General features: G+C 43.6%; 13 protein-coding genes. 12 read left to right on the top strand and 1 reads right to left on the bottom strand.

Annotated features, from left to right (window positions below; genetic code table 11):
* Positions 1 to 25 precede the first annotated feature (25 nt).
* The 6 genes from NST74_RS21320 (at position 26) to NST74_RS21295 (ending at position 6,698) form a co-directional block, all read left to right on the top strand.
* Entirely contained in the window at positions 26 to 757 is a 732-nt protein-coding gene (locus NST74_RS21320; RefSeq protein ID WP_076120655.1) for a hypothetical protein, read from the top strand.
* A gap of 200 nt (positions 758 to 957) precedes the next feature.
* Entirely contained in the window at positions 958 to 1,707 is a 750-nt protein-coding gene (gene ric, locus NST74_RS21315; protein ID WP_341114299.1) for an iron-sulfur cluster repair di-iron protein, read from the top strand.
* 441 nt (positions 1,708 to 2,148) lie between these two features.
* Positions 2,149 to 2,859, top strand: coding sequence for a hypothetical protein (locus tag NST74_RS21310; protein WP_042129909.1), 711 nt, complete (start codon positions 2,149 to 2,151; stop codon positions 2,857 to 2,859).
* Positions 2,860 to 3,075: 216 nt separating this feature from the next.
* Positions 3,076 to 5,499 carry a nitrite reductase large subunit NirB gene (gene nirB / locus NST74_RS21305; RefSeq protein ID WP_341114297.1) on the top strand — a complete coding sequence of 808 codons (2,424 nt, stop codon included), beginning with the start codon at positions 3,076 to 3,078 and terminating at the stop codon, positions 5,497 to 5,499.
* Between the two features lie 34 nt (positions 5,500 to 5,533).
* The gene (gene nirD, locus NST74_RS21300; protein ID WP_419884901.1) at positions 5,534 to 5,854 is read left to right on the top strand and encodes a nitrite reductase small subunit NirD; all 321 of its coding nucleotides are present in this window, start codon (positions 5,534 to 5,536) and stop codon (positions 5,852 to 5,854) included.
* 52 nt (positions 5,855 to 5,906) lie between these two features.
* Positions 5,907 to 6,698, top strand: coding sequence for a formate/nitrite transporter family protein (locus NST74_RS21295; RefSeq protein WP_341114295.1), 792 nt, complete (start codon positions 5,907 to 5,909; stop codon positions 6,696 to 6,698).
* Between the two features lie 174 nt (positions 6,699 to 6,872).
* On the opposite strand, the gene NST74_RS21290 is transcribed toward NST74_RS21295, so the two are convergent.
* A complete protein-coding gene (locus NST74_RS21290; protein WP_042129903.1) occupies positions 6,873 to 7,598 on the bottom strand; it encodes a Crp/Fnr family transcriptional regulator in 726 nt (241 codons plus the stop codon).
* Positions 7,599 to 8,018: 420 nt separating this feature from the next.
* On the opposite strand from NST74_RS21290, the gene NST74_RS21285 reads away from it, so the two are divergent.
* From NST74_RS21285 to NST74_RS21260, 6 genes are all read left to right on the top strand, one after another.
* The gene (locus tag NST74_RS21285; RefSeq protein ID WP_341114293.1) at positions 8,019 to 10,325 is read left to right on the top strand and encodes a glycoside hydrolase family 65 protein; all 2,307 of its coding nucleotides are present in this window, start codon (positions 8,019 to 8,021) and stop codon (positions 10,323 to 10,325) included.
* Entirely contained in the window at positions 10,322 to 12,604 is a 2,283-nt protein-coding gene (locus NST74_RS21280; protein WP_341114292.1) for a glycosyl hydrolase family 65 protein, read from the top strand. Before NST74_RS21285 ends, NST74_RS21280 begins: the two co-directional genes overlap by 4 nt.
* A 32-nt stretch (positions 12,605 to 12,636) precedes the next feature.
* Entirely contained in the window at positions 12,637 to 13,275 is a 639-nt protein-coding gene (pgmB, locus tag NST74_RS21275; RefSeq protein ID WP_341114291.1) for a beta-phosphoglucomutase, read from the top strand.
* Between the two features lie 315 nt (positions 13,276 to 13,590).
* The gene (locus NST74_RS21270) at positions 13,591 to 13,716 is read left to right on the top strand and encodes a hypothetical protein (protein WP_341114290.1); all 126 of its coding nucleotides are present in this window, start codon (positions 13,591 to 13,593) and stop codon (positions 13,714 to 13,716) included.
* 126 nt (positions 13,717 to 13,842) lie between these two features.
* Entirely contained in the window at positions 13,843 to 15,636 is a 1,794-nt protein-coding gene (locus NST74_RS21265; RefSeq protein ID WP_445668149.1) for a cache domain-containing sensor histidine kinase, read from the top strand.
* A 19-nt stretch (positions 15,637 to 15,655) separates the two neighbouring features.
* Positions 15,656 to 16,984: a response regulator gene (locus NST74_RS21260; protein ID WP_042129893.1), complete on the top strand. Its 1,329-nt coding sequence runs from the start codon at positions 15,656 to 15,658 to the stop codon at positions 16,982 to 16,984.
* Positions 16,985 to 17,085: the final 101 nt, after the last annotated feature.

Genomic DNA, 17,085 nt, shown 5'->3' with positions numbered 1-17,085 from the left:
GCAAAACTATTAGGAGGCGAGGGAGATGAAGACGAAGACGACCCTGTTTTCCCGGGAAATAACGTATGGAAAAAAGGATGTTGCTGAGCTAGAGAATGCTTCTATTAAAGTACAGCTCATCTATGACAAGACGTTGTTCATGCTGCATAGCCATCTTCCTGATTCCTTATGGGATGCGTGGATTGGCGTGCCTTACAGCATTATCTCTTCACTCTACAAAGGGAACAATGATAGCGGAACTATTTTTCAAAAATGGATTCAGAGTCCGACCGGCTGGAAATGTATTGGCTGTGAACGGCACTGTCTGGAGTCGACGGAACCTCTCGAAGAGGAAAATGCGGTGAATCATGAGCGACAATATAAGTTTCATAACGGCATTCGCCAGAGCATGGTGCTGCAAGCAGTAATTTGGTCCATGTACGAGAACACCGTATTATTCAAGCCCTTTTTAGGCGATGAGCCCTTTTTTGACGATGATGATTTGCATACGATATCCTCTTATTTCGTTCCAACGTATCTTAATGAGTTTCACCTTATTGAGCGGTCTAAGCCATGTAAAGAATACAAAGATCAGAATATACGAGTCTTTCAGGAATGGATTTCCGCGCCTGATCTTGTCCTTAAGTGGAATGGCGGCTTGACGGAAGGCAGATGGATGACCGGTGTCTATATGGATCACTCGCGTTTTGCCGGATTGGGACCTTATTTGAAGGATTCAAAGGGACAGCGGACGTATATGCAGGCTTATGTGCAATAAAGAGAGTTGATAAAGCACCTTTGTAGGTAAAGGTGCTTTTTTTGCGTTTATTTTGCATTGCATTAATCTCCAATTTCGTTCAAAAATAAGATACAATTTCCGTGCGTACAATCACAAGTCAAAGTTCCTTTCAGGGTTAAGGTGAAGAAGTGGATAAGATTTATTCAAAACCTAATCCCATAACCCAAGGAGGAGCTATAATGGAAACTAAACAACTTAATGATAGCATTTCGGATTCGAAGCAAGCACAATCGGTACAAGCTGGGTTTACCCCAGATGCACTAGTTAGAGATATTGTATTGCAGTTCCCTAAAGCGGCAGATTATTTCAAGGCAAAACGGATTGATTTCTGTTGCGGTGGAGCTAAACCTCTTGCTGAAGCAGCGGCTGAACGTGGTCTGGATCAAGAGCTAATCATCAGTGATCTTAACAAGCTGTTCGAAGAGTATCCAGTACCCGGAGAGGAAATCGCTTGGAATACTGCACCTTCTGAAGAGTTAATTGACCATATCATAAACAAACATCACCGTTATCTCCGTGAAGAGCTACCCCTCATTAGCCAAAATGTAACTAAGGTGTATCGAGTGCATGGTGGCGATTCTCCTCATCTGGCTGAGTTATATGACTTGTTCAACACACTAAAGGAAGAACTGCTTACGCATACGGCTAAAGAAGAAGATGATGAGTTTCCTAAGCTGTTGACATACGATGCTAATCCTACTGAAGAAGGCTTGACAGCACTCCGCGAGTCATTGTCTGAGCTGGAGAATGAGCATGATGGTGCGGGCGATATTTTGAGAAAAATACGTAGTGGTACAGATGATTTCACTCCACCGGCGCATGCTTGTACGACCTATCGATTGACATATGCTCGGCTGGAAGAGCTGGAGAGTATGACTTTTGAACATGTACATCTGGAGAATAATATATTGTTCCCTAGATACCAGTGAAGACGAATAGAGCTCCTTAGGGGGCTTTTTTTTATTGGAAAATTATACAATGCAAAGCAATGAGGATACCTCCGTTGAAAAAGGTAGATGAAATGATCCTGAAAAAAATGGTTAAGATTAATTGAAGGCAGGTTGGCCAGTTGTGGAAGGATGCTTAAACGCGGAGAACGAAATGTCGCCGAATGAGCAAAAGAAGGGAAGCCTGCAAGTGTGCGGTTTTTGTTCTAGGGATGTAAAAATTATGTATTGCGTAGAAAAATAATCTATATAGAGGAATTCTATGTTTATATGATTTTCGAGAAGAACTCTATTCTAGGGAATCTAGAATTTTTACTTATTTGAGAACAAGGCTTGTTTAAGTTATTCTTAAATAGATAGTATACATAACTTTACAAGCCTGAGACGCTATAGGGTCATTAGGCGGGATAAGGCGGTGCCAGGATGCCCACGCGAAATTTGTGGAAGTTGATGCTAGGCTTAATCATCGTATTCATAATAAATGGATGCTCCACTCAGACTGATGCTAATAGTAATGATAATAATGGTGCAGCAGGATCTGAGGGGCCGATGATATCGATTAAGATTGGTGATCAAGAACTGCTTACCAAACCATCGGACAGGTCACTCAGTGGGAGCTACAGAAATGGAATATCAATAATGGAGTTACTGAAAGGTAGTAATATTGCCACATTTGCTGAGGATAACTCAAGTATTCTTTCGGTAAAGGATTTTTCACTAGAGTCGGGAATGGTTTGGGAGCTTCAGATGGACGGTCAAATCATTGGGAAAGCGGATTGGAATAATGTTGTAGGATATGATTCACAGCTAGTCTTCACAGCGAAATCTAAGGACCATCAAGAACCACTTCAAACTGTAATGCTGACTTTGAACGGCGGAAGTGTAGAAGTAGATTTGCAGCATTCATATATTATGTTATTTAAAGAGGATTTAACTGTAAGAGAATTGCTAAAGAGCTGCGGTATGGTGCAGATGGATGATGGTAGTAGAAGCGTGCTTTCTGTTAATGATTATACCCCGCTAAGTAATGAAGTCTGGAAGCTGAAGGTGAACGGAAAGCTACTGCTCGATAATGGGATGGATATGAAGCTTATGCCTCATGATGTCTTAGAGATTCTATTAACTTTACGCTAAAAATAGTACATCAAAGCCAGATTAACGGTTCTTCAGAATCGTTGGTCTGGCTTTTTATGTTTGAAAATACTAACAATCATTAGCGAACTAAAGTGTGAAAACATTCACAATTAAAGTGACCGCAATCACAATGACGACTTGAATTTGAACCGTATAATTCCAATATGTAGAAGAGAAATTGAGCATGTACTCATAAGCTTGAGGAGGCACCTAACCATGACAGCGAAGAGAGAAAATTTAGTGTTAGTAGGCAACGGTATGGCGGGCATAGGTACGATAGAGCAGATTTTGAAGCTGGGTGGAGCTTATGACATCACGGTCTTTGGAAGTGAACCTCATCCCAATTACAATCGGATCATGTTGTCTTATGTTCTTGAAGGTAGCAAAACCCTTAATGATATCATCCTAAACGACTGGAATTGGTATGAAGACAATAATATTACCCTGCACACGGGTACTACAGTGACACGAATTGATGAAGAGTCCAAACAAGTTGTTGCAGATAACGGGTTGTCAGTGCCATACGACAAAGTAATTATTGCGACAGGCTCGAATTCTTTTATTTTACCTGTGCCTGGCAGTGATAAAGAGGGCGTGGTTGGGTTTCGAGATATTTCCGACTGTGATGCGATGCTGGCAGCGGCCAAACAATATAGTAAAGCGGCTGTAATCGGCGGGGGATTGCTTGGGCTGGAAGCAGCAAAAGGTCTTGTGAACCTAGGTATGGACGTTACTGTAGTTCATTTAATGGAAGACCTGATGGAGCGCCAGCTTGATCGGAATGCCTCCTCGATGCTGCAAGCTGAGCTAGAGCGTCAAGGTGTGAAATTTGCTATGGGCAAACAAACGGTAGAATTGACCGGGGAACAGAGAGTAAGTGGATTGCGGTTCAGTGATGACAGTACGCTTGCTGCAGATTTTGTGGTAATGGCCGTCGGAATTAAACCGAATGTAACGTTGGCAAAAGAAAGCGGAATCTCCGTAAATCGTGGGATCGTAGTGGATGATTATCTGCAAACCTCCATGCAGAACGTATATTCCATCGGCGAATGTGCCGAGCATCGTGGAGTGTGTTACGGACTGGTGGCCCCGCTATTTGAGCAAGGCATGGTTCTAGCTAAACATTTATGTGGTAGTGAAACGAAGCCTTATGAAGGTTCCATTGTTTCCACGAAGCTTAAAATATCTGGGGTGGATGTATTTTCTGCAGGTGAGTTTTTGGATTCTCCTGAACACACGGTGATCTCAAGCAAAGATGAATGGAAGAGAACCTATAAGAAAATTTTGCTCAAAAATAATGTAATTGTCGGTGCGGTCTTGTTCGGTGATGTGACGGAGTCCGCGAATCTGCAAAAGTTAGTAAAACAAGGCGCGGTAATGACCGATGAAATTTATACAGAGGTCATGGGAACGGGATGCTGCGGTGGGGGAGCTAAGAAGGGTGCTTCCGTAGAGATGATGGCGGACGAAGAAATTGTCTGCGGTTGTAACGGTGTAACTAAAAAAGCGATCGTAGATGCCGTCACCGAACATGGTTTTACTACTGTGGATGAGATTAAAGCTTGCACTGGCGCTACTCGCTCTTGTGGGGGTTGCAAACCCGTAGTAGAACAAATCCTGCAATTTGTCTTGGGTGACAGTTTCCAGCAAGCTGCCAAGCAAGGTATTTGTGGCTGTACAACGCTTAGCCGTGATGAGATTGTTGCTGAAATCACAGCTAAAGGTCTTAAAACAACAAAAGAGGTCATGAATGTACTCGGTTGGAAACAAGAGGAAGGCTGCTCCAAGTGTCGTCCGGCGATTAACTATTATCTAGGGATGATCAACCCTGATACTCATCAAGATGAGAAAGAATCCCGATTTGTAAATGAAAGAATGGGTGCCAATATTCAAAAGGATGGAACCTACACTGTAATACCACGCATGTACGGCGGGGTAACAACACCAGAGGATCTGAAGAAGATCGCCGATGTCTCGCTTAAATATGATGTGAAAGTTGTGAAGGTGACTGGCGGGCAACGCCTGGATCTGATCGGTGTGAAAAAAGAGGATTTACCTAAGGTTTGGGAAGAGCTGGATATGCCTTCAGGTTACGGTTATGCCAAATCTCTTCGAACGGTTAAGACTTGTGTGGGCTCGCAGTTCTGCCGTTTTGGCACACAAGATTCGATGGGAATGGGCGCTCTTATGGAGCGTAAGTATGAGCGTCTTGATTTTCCGGCGAAGTTTAAAATGGCTGTTAACGGTTGTCCTCGTAACTGTGCAGAATCCTGCACGAAGGATATCGGTATCGTCGGTAATGATGGCGGCTGGGAAGTGTTTATCGGTGGCAACGGCGGTATTAAACCGCGAATAGCGGACGCCTTCTGCAAGGTGAAGACCGATGAGGAGTTAATTGAAGTGTGCTCGGCTGTGATGCAATACTACCGTGAAACCGGAAATTATCTGGAGAGAACCTCCGAGTGGGTTGAGCGTATGGGGCTAGAACAAATTCAATTGGTCATTCTCAATAATGAAGAGAATCGTAAAGAGCTTGCAGCGCGGATTGATTTTGCCTTAACTCAGGTCACAGATCCTTGGAAAAAAATACTGAATGATAACAGCACACGTGCTGCACTTTTTGAAGAAACAAGACTTTAACGGATAGATTACACAAACAGAAGGGAGAAAAACAATGAAAATGGCAACACAGACATATACGATAGGAAATGTAAAGGATTTCCTGTTACAGATCGGCCGGGTAGTTGTGGCTGAAAATGTGGAGCTGGCTGTATTTCGTACCTCTGACGGAGCGATCTATGCGCTGGAGAATCGGAGCCCTCATCCCAAAGGGGGTCCGCTTGCTGAAGGGATCGTTTCGGGCCACTTTCTTTATGATCCACTGTATGATTGGAAAATAGATCTCCGCACGGGTGAAGTACAAGCACCGGATCAAGGTAGTGTTGTGACTTATCCTGTCTCCCTTAGTGGAGACATTGTGACAGTGAGCTTGTAGACACCGAAGGTTGTAGTAAAGGATTAAATAGAAAACGGTGGGGTGGAGTATTATGTTTACACAAAGTGTGGAGAACATTGTCGAGGCGGCAGTCAGCAAGCGAGACCAAATGAATGAAAGTTTACCAAGATATTTTCTCGCAGCCCTCTTGGCCGGGGCATATGTAGGCATTGGGATTATTCTTATTTTCTCGCTGGGAGCGCCTCTAGCGGCTGCCAAATCACCTTTCCAACCTCTCATTATGGGTGCATCCTTCGGTATTGCCTTGACTCTTGTTGTGTTTGCAGGCTCAGAGCTGTTTACCGGAAATAATATGTTCTTTACGGTTAGTACACTAGCTGGCAGAACAAGTATTTGGGATACCATCAAGAACTGGGTGCTTGTGTTTGTAGGGAATGTGGCAGGGGCAGTGATTTTAGCACTATTAATTCGAGGAACTGGACTATTCAATGCTGCGCCCCCAGAGCATCTGATCTTCGCAGCTGCAGCTAAGAAAATGAGCCTTCCGTTTTCGGAGCTGTTTTTCCGTGGGATTCTCTGTAACTGGCTGGTCTGTCTAGCGCTATGGATGGCTTCACGTGCTAAAAGTGAAACAGCCAAACTGATTCTGATTTGGTGGTGCTTGTTCGCCTTTATTGCGAGTGGTTATGAACACAGCGTGGCTAATATGACCCTACTGAGCGTTGCTGTGTTGCTCCCGAATCACCCAGACACCGTTACGATTGCCGGATGGATACACAATATGATACCCGTTACACTAGGAAATATAATTGGCGGCGGCGTATTCGTTGGTATGGCCTATTGGATGATCTCTCCCGTGCGAAGTACTCAGACCAAACGTTAAGAGAATATTTATGGTTATAGGGCTGACCCGATTTCGGGTGCAGCTCTTTTTCATCTTGTGGTATAAAAAAAGACGCCTATGTTAGGCGCCTTGGACCACTCTATTTTATAATGTGCAGAATAATTGGGTCATATAAGTTTCATTGAGGTGAATAGAGGGTATATGATAATGGAATTAAATTCGGCAGATCTCGTTTGGACACATTTCGCAGTGGCAAATTTCCTGCAGCATACCAAGATCCTTGATGACAATCATGCCGTTTTCGTACTCAACCGCATCCTTTTTACGCAAGTCACTCAGCATCCGGTTTACACTCTCACGAGTGGCGCCGATCATGTTGGACAGATCTGTATGCGTAATTTTTTTGTTGATGAGGATGTTCTCACCATCGCTGCTCTTCTCACCATAAGTATTACCAAGTCGAATGAGAGTAGAGCAAAGTGCGCCTGGTTTGCCATACATCATCAGATCACGGAATTTCGTTTGAGTTAGGCGGTGATGAATGCCCATCCATTTCATAAAGTCGATAGCAAAATCACAATGTTGGCAAATGAGAATTTCTAGATCCTTTTGCTCGATAACGCCAACTTCACTCTCTTCAATCACTTCTGCAGTAAAGCTGTGCTTGGTGCTGAAGAATGGGTCCGCTTGACCTACCATATCGCCAGCTTGGTACATATAAAGAATAAGTTCTTTACCTTCATCCGTTGATTTAGTTAATTTCACACGTCCACGTTTGATATAAAACAATTTATCCGAGTAGTCGCCTTCCCAGAAAAGATGTGAACCCTCTGGAACAACGCGCTCTTTCATAGTAACAAGAAGTCTGTTGAAATTCTGTTCGGAGAAACAGTTTGTATTTCCGTGGGCTTCGATGACATTGTAATGTTCTTTTAGCATAATCGACATCCCCTTTATTCCCTCAGTTTTTCAGTAAATTTTAAATTAATTATACCTCTTTAATCTTCAATTTGGGTAAGAAAAACCATTTAAAAGTGTCGAATTTTCAACATTGTGATTATTTTCACTTCAAAAGTGCTAGATGTAATATGATTTTTAACTAAAAAGGAGTAAGAAGTATATGTTCTTTATATATCAGCAGTGGCAATCCATTATTCTCAAATAATGGGTCTGTCGCTGTTTTTTTGGGGTTCTTATTAGATTCTACATATTATACTGCAAAAATTCATGATATAGAAATCCGTTCGATTTCAACTCCGTATAAACGCACACATCTTCATTAAGGTCAGACATTGGCGCAACGGGTATGGAACGATATCCTGAGAATGGAGCAAAAACCAGGAGAAGGGGAAATCATACATGGCTAAAGTGGCTGACAAATATCTTAAGGTAGATCCTTGGGCAATTATTGAAGAGGGCTTTGATCCAGAACGAAATCGGACCTCGGAATCTATTTTTTCACTAGGAAATGAGTATATGGGTGTGCGGGGGTATGCTGAGGAAGGTTACTCTGGGGATTCCCTGCAAGGCAGTTATTTCAACGGGTTAAATGAACAATTGGACATTGGCAATCATTATAAAGGAATCATTCGCTCGCTGAGATACATGGTGAATGCGGTGGACTGGCTGTATACGCGGATCACTATGAATGGTGAACAGCTGGATCTGGCAAAAAGTAAAATATCGGATTATGTACGTAAACTTGATCTTCGTAGTGGAACCTACCGGCGGGAGCTGATCTGGCACCTAAATGATGGCAAAAGCTTAAAAGTTGTCTTTACACGCTTAGTCAGCATGACGATGTCTCATCTGGGGCTACAGCGGGTGGAATTTGAGCCCCTTAATTTCTCGGGCAGCGTAGACATTTGTGCGGGTCTTGATTTCAGCATTATTCATGAGGAACGCGGCGAATGTATGTGGAGTAGTCTCCGCAGCGGAGAACAAGGAGCTACCACTGCTATTATGGCGAGAACAGTGAACACAGCTAACAAGCTATTCTCCAGCTTTACTTTACAATCTTCGCAGCCGCTTCAGCTTACCCGAACTGAACATGAAAAATTTATAGGGCAAAGCTTTACTTTGGAGCTTGCTCAAGGAGAATCGACTCATTTTACAAAGCTGGTTATCAACTATTCAGATAGTGAATCTGCACATACAGCTGAAGAGCTGTGGAGCAAAGGGATAGCTCTTGCTGAAAGTGCAAGCCAACTGAGCGATACTCAAATATTCGCGGATCAGACGGCATATTGGAATGGAATCTGGGAGACAAGTGATATTCGGATCGAGGGCGATCCTGAGAATCAGCAGGGCATTCGTTTTTGCATTTTCCAGCTTTATCAGACTTATCATGGTGATCATCCTGGCTTCAACATCGGCGCTAAAGGGCTCACGGGAGAAGTATATCGTGGGTTGGCTTTCTGGGATACAGAGTCGTATTGCTTGCCTTTCTATATGTTCAATAATCCTAAGGCCGCCCGGAGCTTGCTGGACTTTAGATATAAGACGTTACCTCAGGCTATGCAACGTGCTAAAGATGTTGATTGCGAGGGAGCATGTTACCCTATTGCTACTATAGACGGAACAGAGAGCTGTGATCTTTGGCAGCATTCGAATCTTCAGCTTCATGTAGGGACTGCTATTTCCTATGGTATCTGGCATTATGTCAAAAATACTGGCGATAAAGAATTCCTGCACAGTAAAGGCGCTGAGATGCTGGTTCAGATTAGTAGATTCTACGCTACACGCGGTCAATGGGGTCAACAAAGCGGGAAATATGGATATTTTGGCGTAATGGGTCCTGATGAGTTCCAATTGATGGTGAATAATAACTGCTATATTAATCTGATGGCCCAAAAATCATTTGAATACACCCTGGATACCCTGCGGGAGATGAAAGAACAGGCACCAACGGCTTTTGCGACGGTTGTAGAAAAGACGGGGCTTCGTGACGAAGAGCTTAGCGATTGGAAAAATAAAGCAGACCATATGAAAATTCCGGTTGACGAAGTAACAGGAGTATTTGAAGAACATGATGGATTCTTCGATATGCCGCATATTGATATTCATTCCATCCCTGTAACGGAGTTTCCGCTCTATTCGAACTGGTCATATGATCGTCTGTACCGTTATGACATGATTAAGCAACCGGATGTCCTTATGTTTATGTTCTTATATAATGGACAATTCTCTAAAGAAGCGAAGCTGGCCAACTATGAATATTACGAGTCTAGATGTATTCATGAATCTTCACTTTCACCTTCGATCCATTCCATACTGGCAAGCGAAATCGGTAAGCCGGAAGAAGCCTATTCGTTCTTTGAATTTGCGACAAGACTGGATTTAGACAATTACAACCGTAATACACGTGAAGGGCTTCACACGACTTCGATTGCAGCCGCTTGGATGAATATTGTATATGGCTTTGGCGGTATGCGTTCAGATGGAGAGCGTTTGTCCTTCCAACCTTCATTACCTGAACGCTGGAACGAGTATAGTTTCCAAGTGATGTACGAAGGGGTATTACTACGTATTTTGGTAAACAAAACTTCAGTAACGTTCACAGCAATTCATGGGGGTAGCACAGATATTTTCGTGTACGGCCAGTCCATTACGGTGGATGCTTCCGGGAAGACGCTTCCGCTAGGTGAAGGGATGTTGGCCCGATGAGCTGGGCGGTTAGGGATAGTTATTTCGACAAGCAGCTGGTGACGACGAACGGGAACAAATATATGTTAGGCAATGGCTATATGGGATATCGCGGTACACTGGAGGAATTCAGTAAAACTGAGTTAGTTGCCGTAACTTTAGCCGGTCTATATGACAAAGCGGGAAATAAATGGCGAGAACCTGTCAATGCTCCGAACGGATTATGGACCAAGGTTGTCTGTAACGGTCAGCCTTTAAGTGTGCTAGAGCTTGAACCGAGCTCTCATATGCAGGAGCTGAATATCCGCAGTGCGATTCATCATCGGAATACTGAGTATGATATATCTGACGGAGGATCGTTGACGTTCACAGCAGATCGTTTTGTAAGCCAGGACAATCTTCATCTGCTCGTTAGTAAATACTCTATCCATAGTACACAAGATTGCCAAATTGTGATTGAGACCGGGATTGACGTAGATGTATGGGATATCAATGGTCCCCACCTCTTTGGTCAAAAGGTACAGTCACAGGGCGAGGTACTCGTCTATTCCTCCACTAGTGGAGAATTGAATATTCCGGTAGTTGTAGCGGAGAGAGCCGTATTTAATTTTGGAGATCAGCAACTGGATGAGGGCGCTAGTATTCGCCGGATTTCTTTTGAAGCGCGTGCGGGTGAGACCTATGAATGGTTTAAGTACGTTGCGCTATATACTGGACTTGATGTTAGTGCACCGGAGTCAGAAGCAGTAAAGTCTGTCCAAGCTGCTGAAACGCTCGGTTATGACAAGTTATTACAGGCTCATCGCCAGCAATGGGAAGAAAGATGGTCACTTAGCGATGTTATTATCGAAGGCGATGAGGATGCCCAGTTTGCTCTAAGATACAGTATTTATCAGCTGTTAATTATTGCACCTACGGTTTCGGAAAAGGTTTCTATCCCGGCTCGTGGTTTATCGGGTCAGGTTTATAAAGGAGCCGTATTCTGGGATACAGAGATGTTTATGCTGCCGTTCTTCCTGCATACGGATCCAAAGGTTGCTCGCAACCTGATGATGTACCGGATTCATACCTTGGACGGAGCTCGCCGGAAGGCCGCGGAATATGGTTTTTTGGGAGCATTCTATGCTTGGGAAAGTCAGGATACAGGAGACGATGCTTGTACTTTGTTTAATGTGAATGACGTGTTTACCGGTCGACCAATGCGCACTTATTTCCGCGATAAGCAGGTTCATATCAGTGGGGATGTTGTACACGGGATCTGGAAATACATTCAATTTACAGGTGACGAGAGTCTGCTGACTAGCGGAGGGGCGGAAGTGATCTGGGAATGTGCCCGGTTCTTCTACTCTTATGCTTACTATAATTCAGTAAAAGAACGCTTTGAGATTCTAGATGTAACAGGTCCAGACGAATATCATGAGCGTGTGAACAATAATGCTTTTACGAATGCTCTGGTTAAGGAGACACTGGAGATTGCCTTGCGTACAGCAGAATTGCTGCAAGATAAGTATCCGGAAGTATACAGCCAACTGTCTACAGAGTTTAGTGAAGGTCCGTTTCTGACAGAGTTCAAAGCTATGCTGGATAGCTTTTATGTTCCACAGCCAGACCCTGCCAGCCATGTCATCGAACAATTCGACCGTTACTTCACTTTGGAGGATGTTGCGCTACCAGCATTGAAATCGCGTGTTCTTAACAAAAATGAGTATTTGGGTGGCGGCAATGGGTTAGCCACAACCACAACAATATTGAAGCAAGCAGACGTCGTATTAATGCTGAATTTGTTTAAGCATTCTTTCACCAAGGAAGTGAAACAAGCGAACTGGGAATTCTACGAACCGCGCACCGAGCATGGGTCAAGTCTTAGTCCTTGTATTTATGCCTTGGTAGCTGCTGATATTGGTTCGCCGGACTGGGGATATCCATATTTCATGCGCACGGCTACTGTAGATCTTACGGGAGAATCTAAGCAGTATGTAGGGGATCTCTATATTGGGGGTACTCACCCAGCCGCGAATGGTGGTGCTTGGATGGCTGCGGTTCTTGGTTTTGCAGGGCTGGATTACGATGGGGAAACTGTCCATATCAAACCCTCACTACCTAAACATTGGCAGTCTGTTGAGCTTCCGGTTACGCTTCGGGGAGATACCTTTAAACTGCGGATCAGCAAGGATGAAGTTACAGTTACCACAGCAGCCGACTACAGCGGGACTCTGGTGTTCTCGGTACAAGGGCGAGAAGGAAAGTCCTGTGATGCAGGTGAGAGCTTGCGGCTAACCTTGGCCGAAACAACAGTATAGACATTAACTAACAACGGAGAGGAAGTAAATCCATGTTGCAAAATATGAAAGGCGCCATCTTTGATCTGGATGGCGTAATCGTAGACACAGCCAAATATCATTATTTGGCTTGGGCGAGTCTTGCTGAGGAGCTAGGCTTTACATTTACAGAGGAGGATAACGAACGTCTTAAGGGTGTGAGCCGGATGAGATCGCTCGATATTCTTCTGGAGGTTGGCGGCCTACAATTTGAAGAAGCGGAGAAGCTTGCGATGGCGGAGAAGAAGAATCGCCTATATGTAGAGTACATCTCTAAGCTTGAGGAGTCGGAACTGCTTCATGGGGTCAAAGAATACTTAACTGGACTGAGAACGCGCGGGATTGGAATTGCGTTAGGTTCAGCTAGTAAGAATGCAGAGTTTATTTTGAATAAGCTGAACATTACGGATCTGTTCGATGCCGTAGTTGACGGTAACAAAGTGTCACTTGCCAAGCCGGACCCGGAGGTGTTCTTGATCGCTGGTCAGGAGCTAGGCTTACAGCCAGACGAATGTGTCGTGTTTGAGGATGCGGAAGCGGGCGTTCAAGCTGGTAAGGCAGCAGGGATGAAGGTAGTGGGCATAGGTAAGCCGGAAGTGTTGAAGGAAGCCGATATGGTTGTAAAAGGATTGTATGAGTTGTTGACAGACTAAGGATAATTGAACAGGGGACCGACTCCAAAGTAGTTGACGCTACTGTGGGGTCGGTCTTTTTTTTCTTCTTTATTCTGAATTCCTGCGCGCACGCTCTGAATTCAGCTGACAAGATCAGCTGCTCGAAAAAACCAACGTGCATCCGATGGCTGAACATGATGATGCAGCTTAGAAAGCTATTATACTCATAAGACTCAAGAAGCTCAGAATTTCGGTAGAAGCTCAGAGGGAGTATCGGGTCCCAAAGCCCCTGCGCGCCCTCACTTTTTCTGTTTTCGGTTTTTTTGAGAGGGAAGAAGGTCATGGAGAGGAATTTTGGAACTGGAGGAGCGAAAGCGTCCGCCTTTGTCTCCGGATTTTATCCGCCAGTGGTGGTATAAATCAGAAAATCTGGAGACAACAGCGGCCGTAAGTCCAAAGTTCCTCGTAATGACACCATGATTCCCACTCGTTCAAATACGGACAACAGAAAAAACTACATACAAATGACCATAAAAAACTTTAAAATGAACATATGTAAGCGTTTATCCCTTTGATATAGTTATTTAACCCGGAGGTGTGACTATAGTGTTATCTAGGCTGATTAGATTGATTCGAAAGCTGAATGTCAAGCAGCAGCTCATCTTGCTATTTCTGATTATGATTTCTCCGATCTTCTTTTTGAACATATATGGGAATATGAAGGCGGAGCAAATACTGAAGCGCCATGTTACGAATGCTTATGTGGAATTGAACAAGCAGAACTTTACGATTATTAATCGGGATATCGACACAGTAAATAAAATCACTACCACCGTGATACAGAATCCTCTGATTCAGCAAATTAATATGACTGGCTCGGATACCATACTGGAGAGAGTCAAACGGTATGAGACGATAGAGAAGTTGTTGGTCAGTTACTCCCAGGGTGCTGAACGGGGGGATGGTATTTATTACTCCCTTTATATATACGATCCGAATGATTATTACTTTTTCGCCCCCAATTTCCCACAGGTTAAGAAGGCGGGCGTTTATTTCTTTTCCAAAGCCGAAGAGCCATACTGGTTTGAAGAGGTTGTTCAGAAAAAGGGACGCGGCTCGCTGAAGTTCACGGAGAGGCTAAGTGCGCAAGCGGAGAATTTAAAAACACTAACTTACATGAGAGCTGTAAACAACATTTCCAGAAAAGCGGAGACGATTGGCGTTTTGGTCATCACCAAAATGGACTCTAAAATTGGAGAATCCCTCAAATCAATCTCTTTGCCTGACGGCGAAATTTACTTAACAGACTTGAATAACCGTGTTCTTGCTTCCACTACGAATAATACTGGAGAAGTAATTGCGTTGCCGGAGACGGTGGTTGCTGAGGATTTGGAAGGTACAGTAGATGTGATTACCTCCGATTTTATCTATGTGGTTAACAATAACCATGCGCTTGGTCAAAAGCTGGTCTACAAAGTTCCAGTGAAGGCGCTATTGCAGCAACAGAACGAAATGAAAAGTGTTATTCAATATATCACCGTGGCTTATGCAGTATTTGGACTGATTATGATAACGTACTTCTGGCGTTCATTAATGACTCCTTTGCAAAAGCTGGCTTTTTTCGTGCGAAAATACGAGCCAGGTAATCGTGTTCCAGAAACGCCGCGGAGGGGGAGTAATGATGAGGTCAGTGTGCTGATTGCTTCTACCTATGACATGGCCCGCAGGCTTAACGGATTAATCACATATAAATACCAGATGGAGCTTAAACAGAAGGAATCACAGCTTCAACTGCTTTATCAACAGATCAACCCCCATTTACTTTATAACACCCTAGAGAGCATTTATTGGAAAAGCTCATTAGAAGGGAATGTCGAATCCGCCGAGATGATCAAGGAATTGTCTAAACTTATGAAGATCAGTCTTAGTCGTGGAAGGGAGCTGATTACCCTTGAAGAAGAGCTGGAGCATGCAACGGCTTATATCAAGCTGCAGCAGCACCGCTATGATTACGTATTTCGAGTGGTGATGGATATTCACCCGGATACGAAAAGCAACCTAATTCCTAAAATTACGCTGCAGCCTTTAATAGAAAATGCTATTATTCATGGGGTCAAAAATATGGGCGAGGATGGTGAGATAACCATCACTGCAGTTTGTGAGGACGAAACTGTTAGGATCTCTATTGAAGATAACGGATATAAGTCTGTTGATTATGAAGCCATTGAAGCTGTATTGAATGATGACAGTCCGAATCCTACCAGCGGTTATGGTATCCGTAATATTAACCAGCGTATTCATTTACATTTTGGCTCTGATTATGGCATCAGCTATACCCCTCGTACAGAAGGCGGAACGCTAGTAACAGTCAAGCTTCCGAAATCGGAGAATCAGGACTAAGGAAGGGGAGCATACAGATATGTTCAATATATTGGTAGTAGATGACGAACCATTGATTTGCAAAGGACTGAGCAATTTATTAGCTTCATCCGGGCTGGATATTTCTAATATTTATACAGCTAATAGCGGCTTTGAGGCGTTGGACTGTATTCGCATGGAGGAAATTGATCTGCTCGTTACGGATATTCAGATGGGTGCGATGAGTGGAATTGATCTGATGCAGCATGCAAAACTTGCCAAACCATGGGTTCAGACTATCGTGATTTCTGCACACGAGACGTTTCAATATGCTCAAATGGCCGTTAGGCTCGGTGCTAAGGATTATTTAATCAAGCCTTTGAATAGTGAGCAGTTTTTGGATTCGGTCAGAAATGTGCTCCTTAAGATGGGTAAGCCCTCACCAGAACTAGATGTTTTCATGTCAGGGATTAACGAAAGCTTTCGACTGGAAGAGCCGCTTCCAGAATTCAGCAAGCTTTTGAATGAATTGCTCATCGACCCTGGAGTTGTACTTGCTGAGGCAGATAACCTGCTGAAGCTGGATAACCTGAAGCTGCAAGGGCCGTATTTTTCCGTCTTAAAACTTAAGGTACCACTGTCCGGAATGAACCAAGAGAAGCAGTACACTTTGCGGGACAGACGGCTTCTTTGTTATGCTGCGCTGAACATTGCCAAAGAACTAATGGATCAGGAATGGAACTCGATAGCTTTTTATGCACCGGATGGTGAGATTACAATCATTATTCAATGGGATGAAAAAAGCTATGAGGATTCATCTGCCAGCCAAATCAATAGGCTAGATATTCTTGGACGCAGTCTTCATTTTAATATCCATAAATACTTACATCTGAACGTGGTCATTGGCATCAGCCAGATTCTAAAGGGGCTTTCGTTTATGGCTGTATTGAACCGTCAGGCTTCCAATGCAATTCTCTGGAACAATGAGCACAGTGACCATTATGTGTTCTATTATGGGGATTTCAACTGGAACAGTTACACGAGTGATCCATCTGTAGAAGAGCTTCATACCCATAGCAATCTGATCGTACAAAAAGCTAAAGAATATATTGACGAAAACTATGCGCAAAAAGGACTGACGATTCACGATGTGGCTAAGAAGAATCATGTTAGTCCCAATTATTTGAGTTACCTATTTAAGAAAAATACAGGTTATAACCTGTGGGAATATGTAATCAAGCTCCGGATGGAAGAAAGTCGGGAAATGATTTTGAATACCGATCTTCGCAGATACGAAATTGCGGAACGTGTAGGTTATGAATCACCCGAGCATTTTAGTAAAATTTTCAAAAAATATTATGGGATTAGCCCCAGCGAATTGAAGAAGTAAAAACACCCATGACTTCGGTAGATATAGACATGTTCAGTACAACCCTCATTTCCTACAATTTAAGGTAGGAAGCATTTTGCGAAAAATGCTGAAAGAACAAT

The sequence above is a fragment of the Paenibacillus sp. FSL F4-0125 genome, from assembly GCF_038008565.1.
GTDB lineage: Bacteria > Bacillota > Bacilli > Paenibacillales > Paenibacillaceae > Paenibacillus_AQ.
Note: the sequence above shows the minus strand (reverse complement) of the source record. Positions and strands in the feature narration are given on the sequence as shown.

Coding starts and splice junctions, on each gene's coding strand:
- NST74_RS21320 (WP_076120655.1), top strand. CDS start 26: ATGAAGACGAAGACGACCCTGTTTTCCCGGGAAATAACGTATGGAAAA.
- ric (WP_341114299.1), top strand. CDS start 958: ATGGAAACTAAACAACTTAATGATAGCATTTCGGATTCGAAGCAAGCA.
- NST74_RS21310 (WP_042129909.1), top strand. CDS start 2,149: ATGCCCACGCGAAATTTGTGGAAGTTGATGCTAGGCTTAATCATCGTA.
- nirB (WP_341114297.1), top strand. CDS start 3,076: ATGACAGCGAAGAGAGAAAATTTAGTGTTAGTAGGCAACGGTATGGCG.
- nirD (WP_419884901.1), top strand. CDS start 5,534: ATGAAAATGGCAACACAGACATATACGATAGGAAATGTAAAGGATTTC.
- NST74_RS21295 (WP_341114295.1), top strand. CDS start 5,907: ATGTTTACACAAAGTGTGGAGAACATTGTCGAGGCGGCAGTCAGCAAG.
- NST74_RS21290 (WP_042129903.1), bottom strand. CDS start 7,598: ATGCTAAAAGAACATTACAATGTCATCGAAGCCCACGGAAATACAAAC.
- NST74_RS21285 (WP_341114293.1), top strand. CDS start 8,019: ATGGCTAAAGTGGCTGACAAATATCTTAAGGTAGATCCTTGGGCAATT.
- NST74_RS21280 (WP_341114292.1), top strand. CDS start 10,322: ATGAGCTGGGCGGTTAGGGATAGTTATTTCGACAAGCAGCTGGTGACG.
- pgmB (WP_341114291.1), top strand. CDS start 12,637: ATGTTGCAAAATATGAAAGGCGCCATCTTTGATCTGGATGGCGTAATC.
- NST74_RS21260 (WP_042129893.1), top strand. CDS start 15,656: ATGTTCAATATATTGGTAGTAGATGACGAACCATTGATTTGCAAAGGA.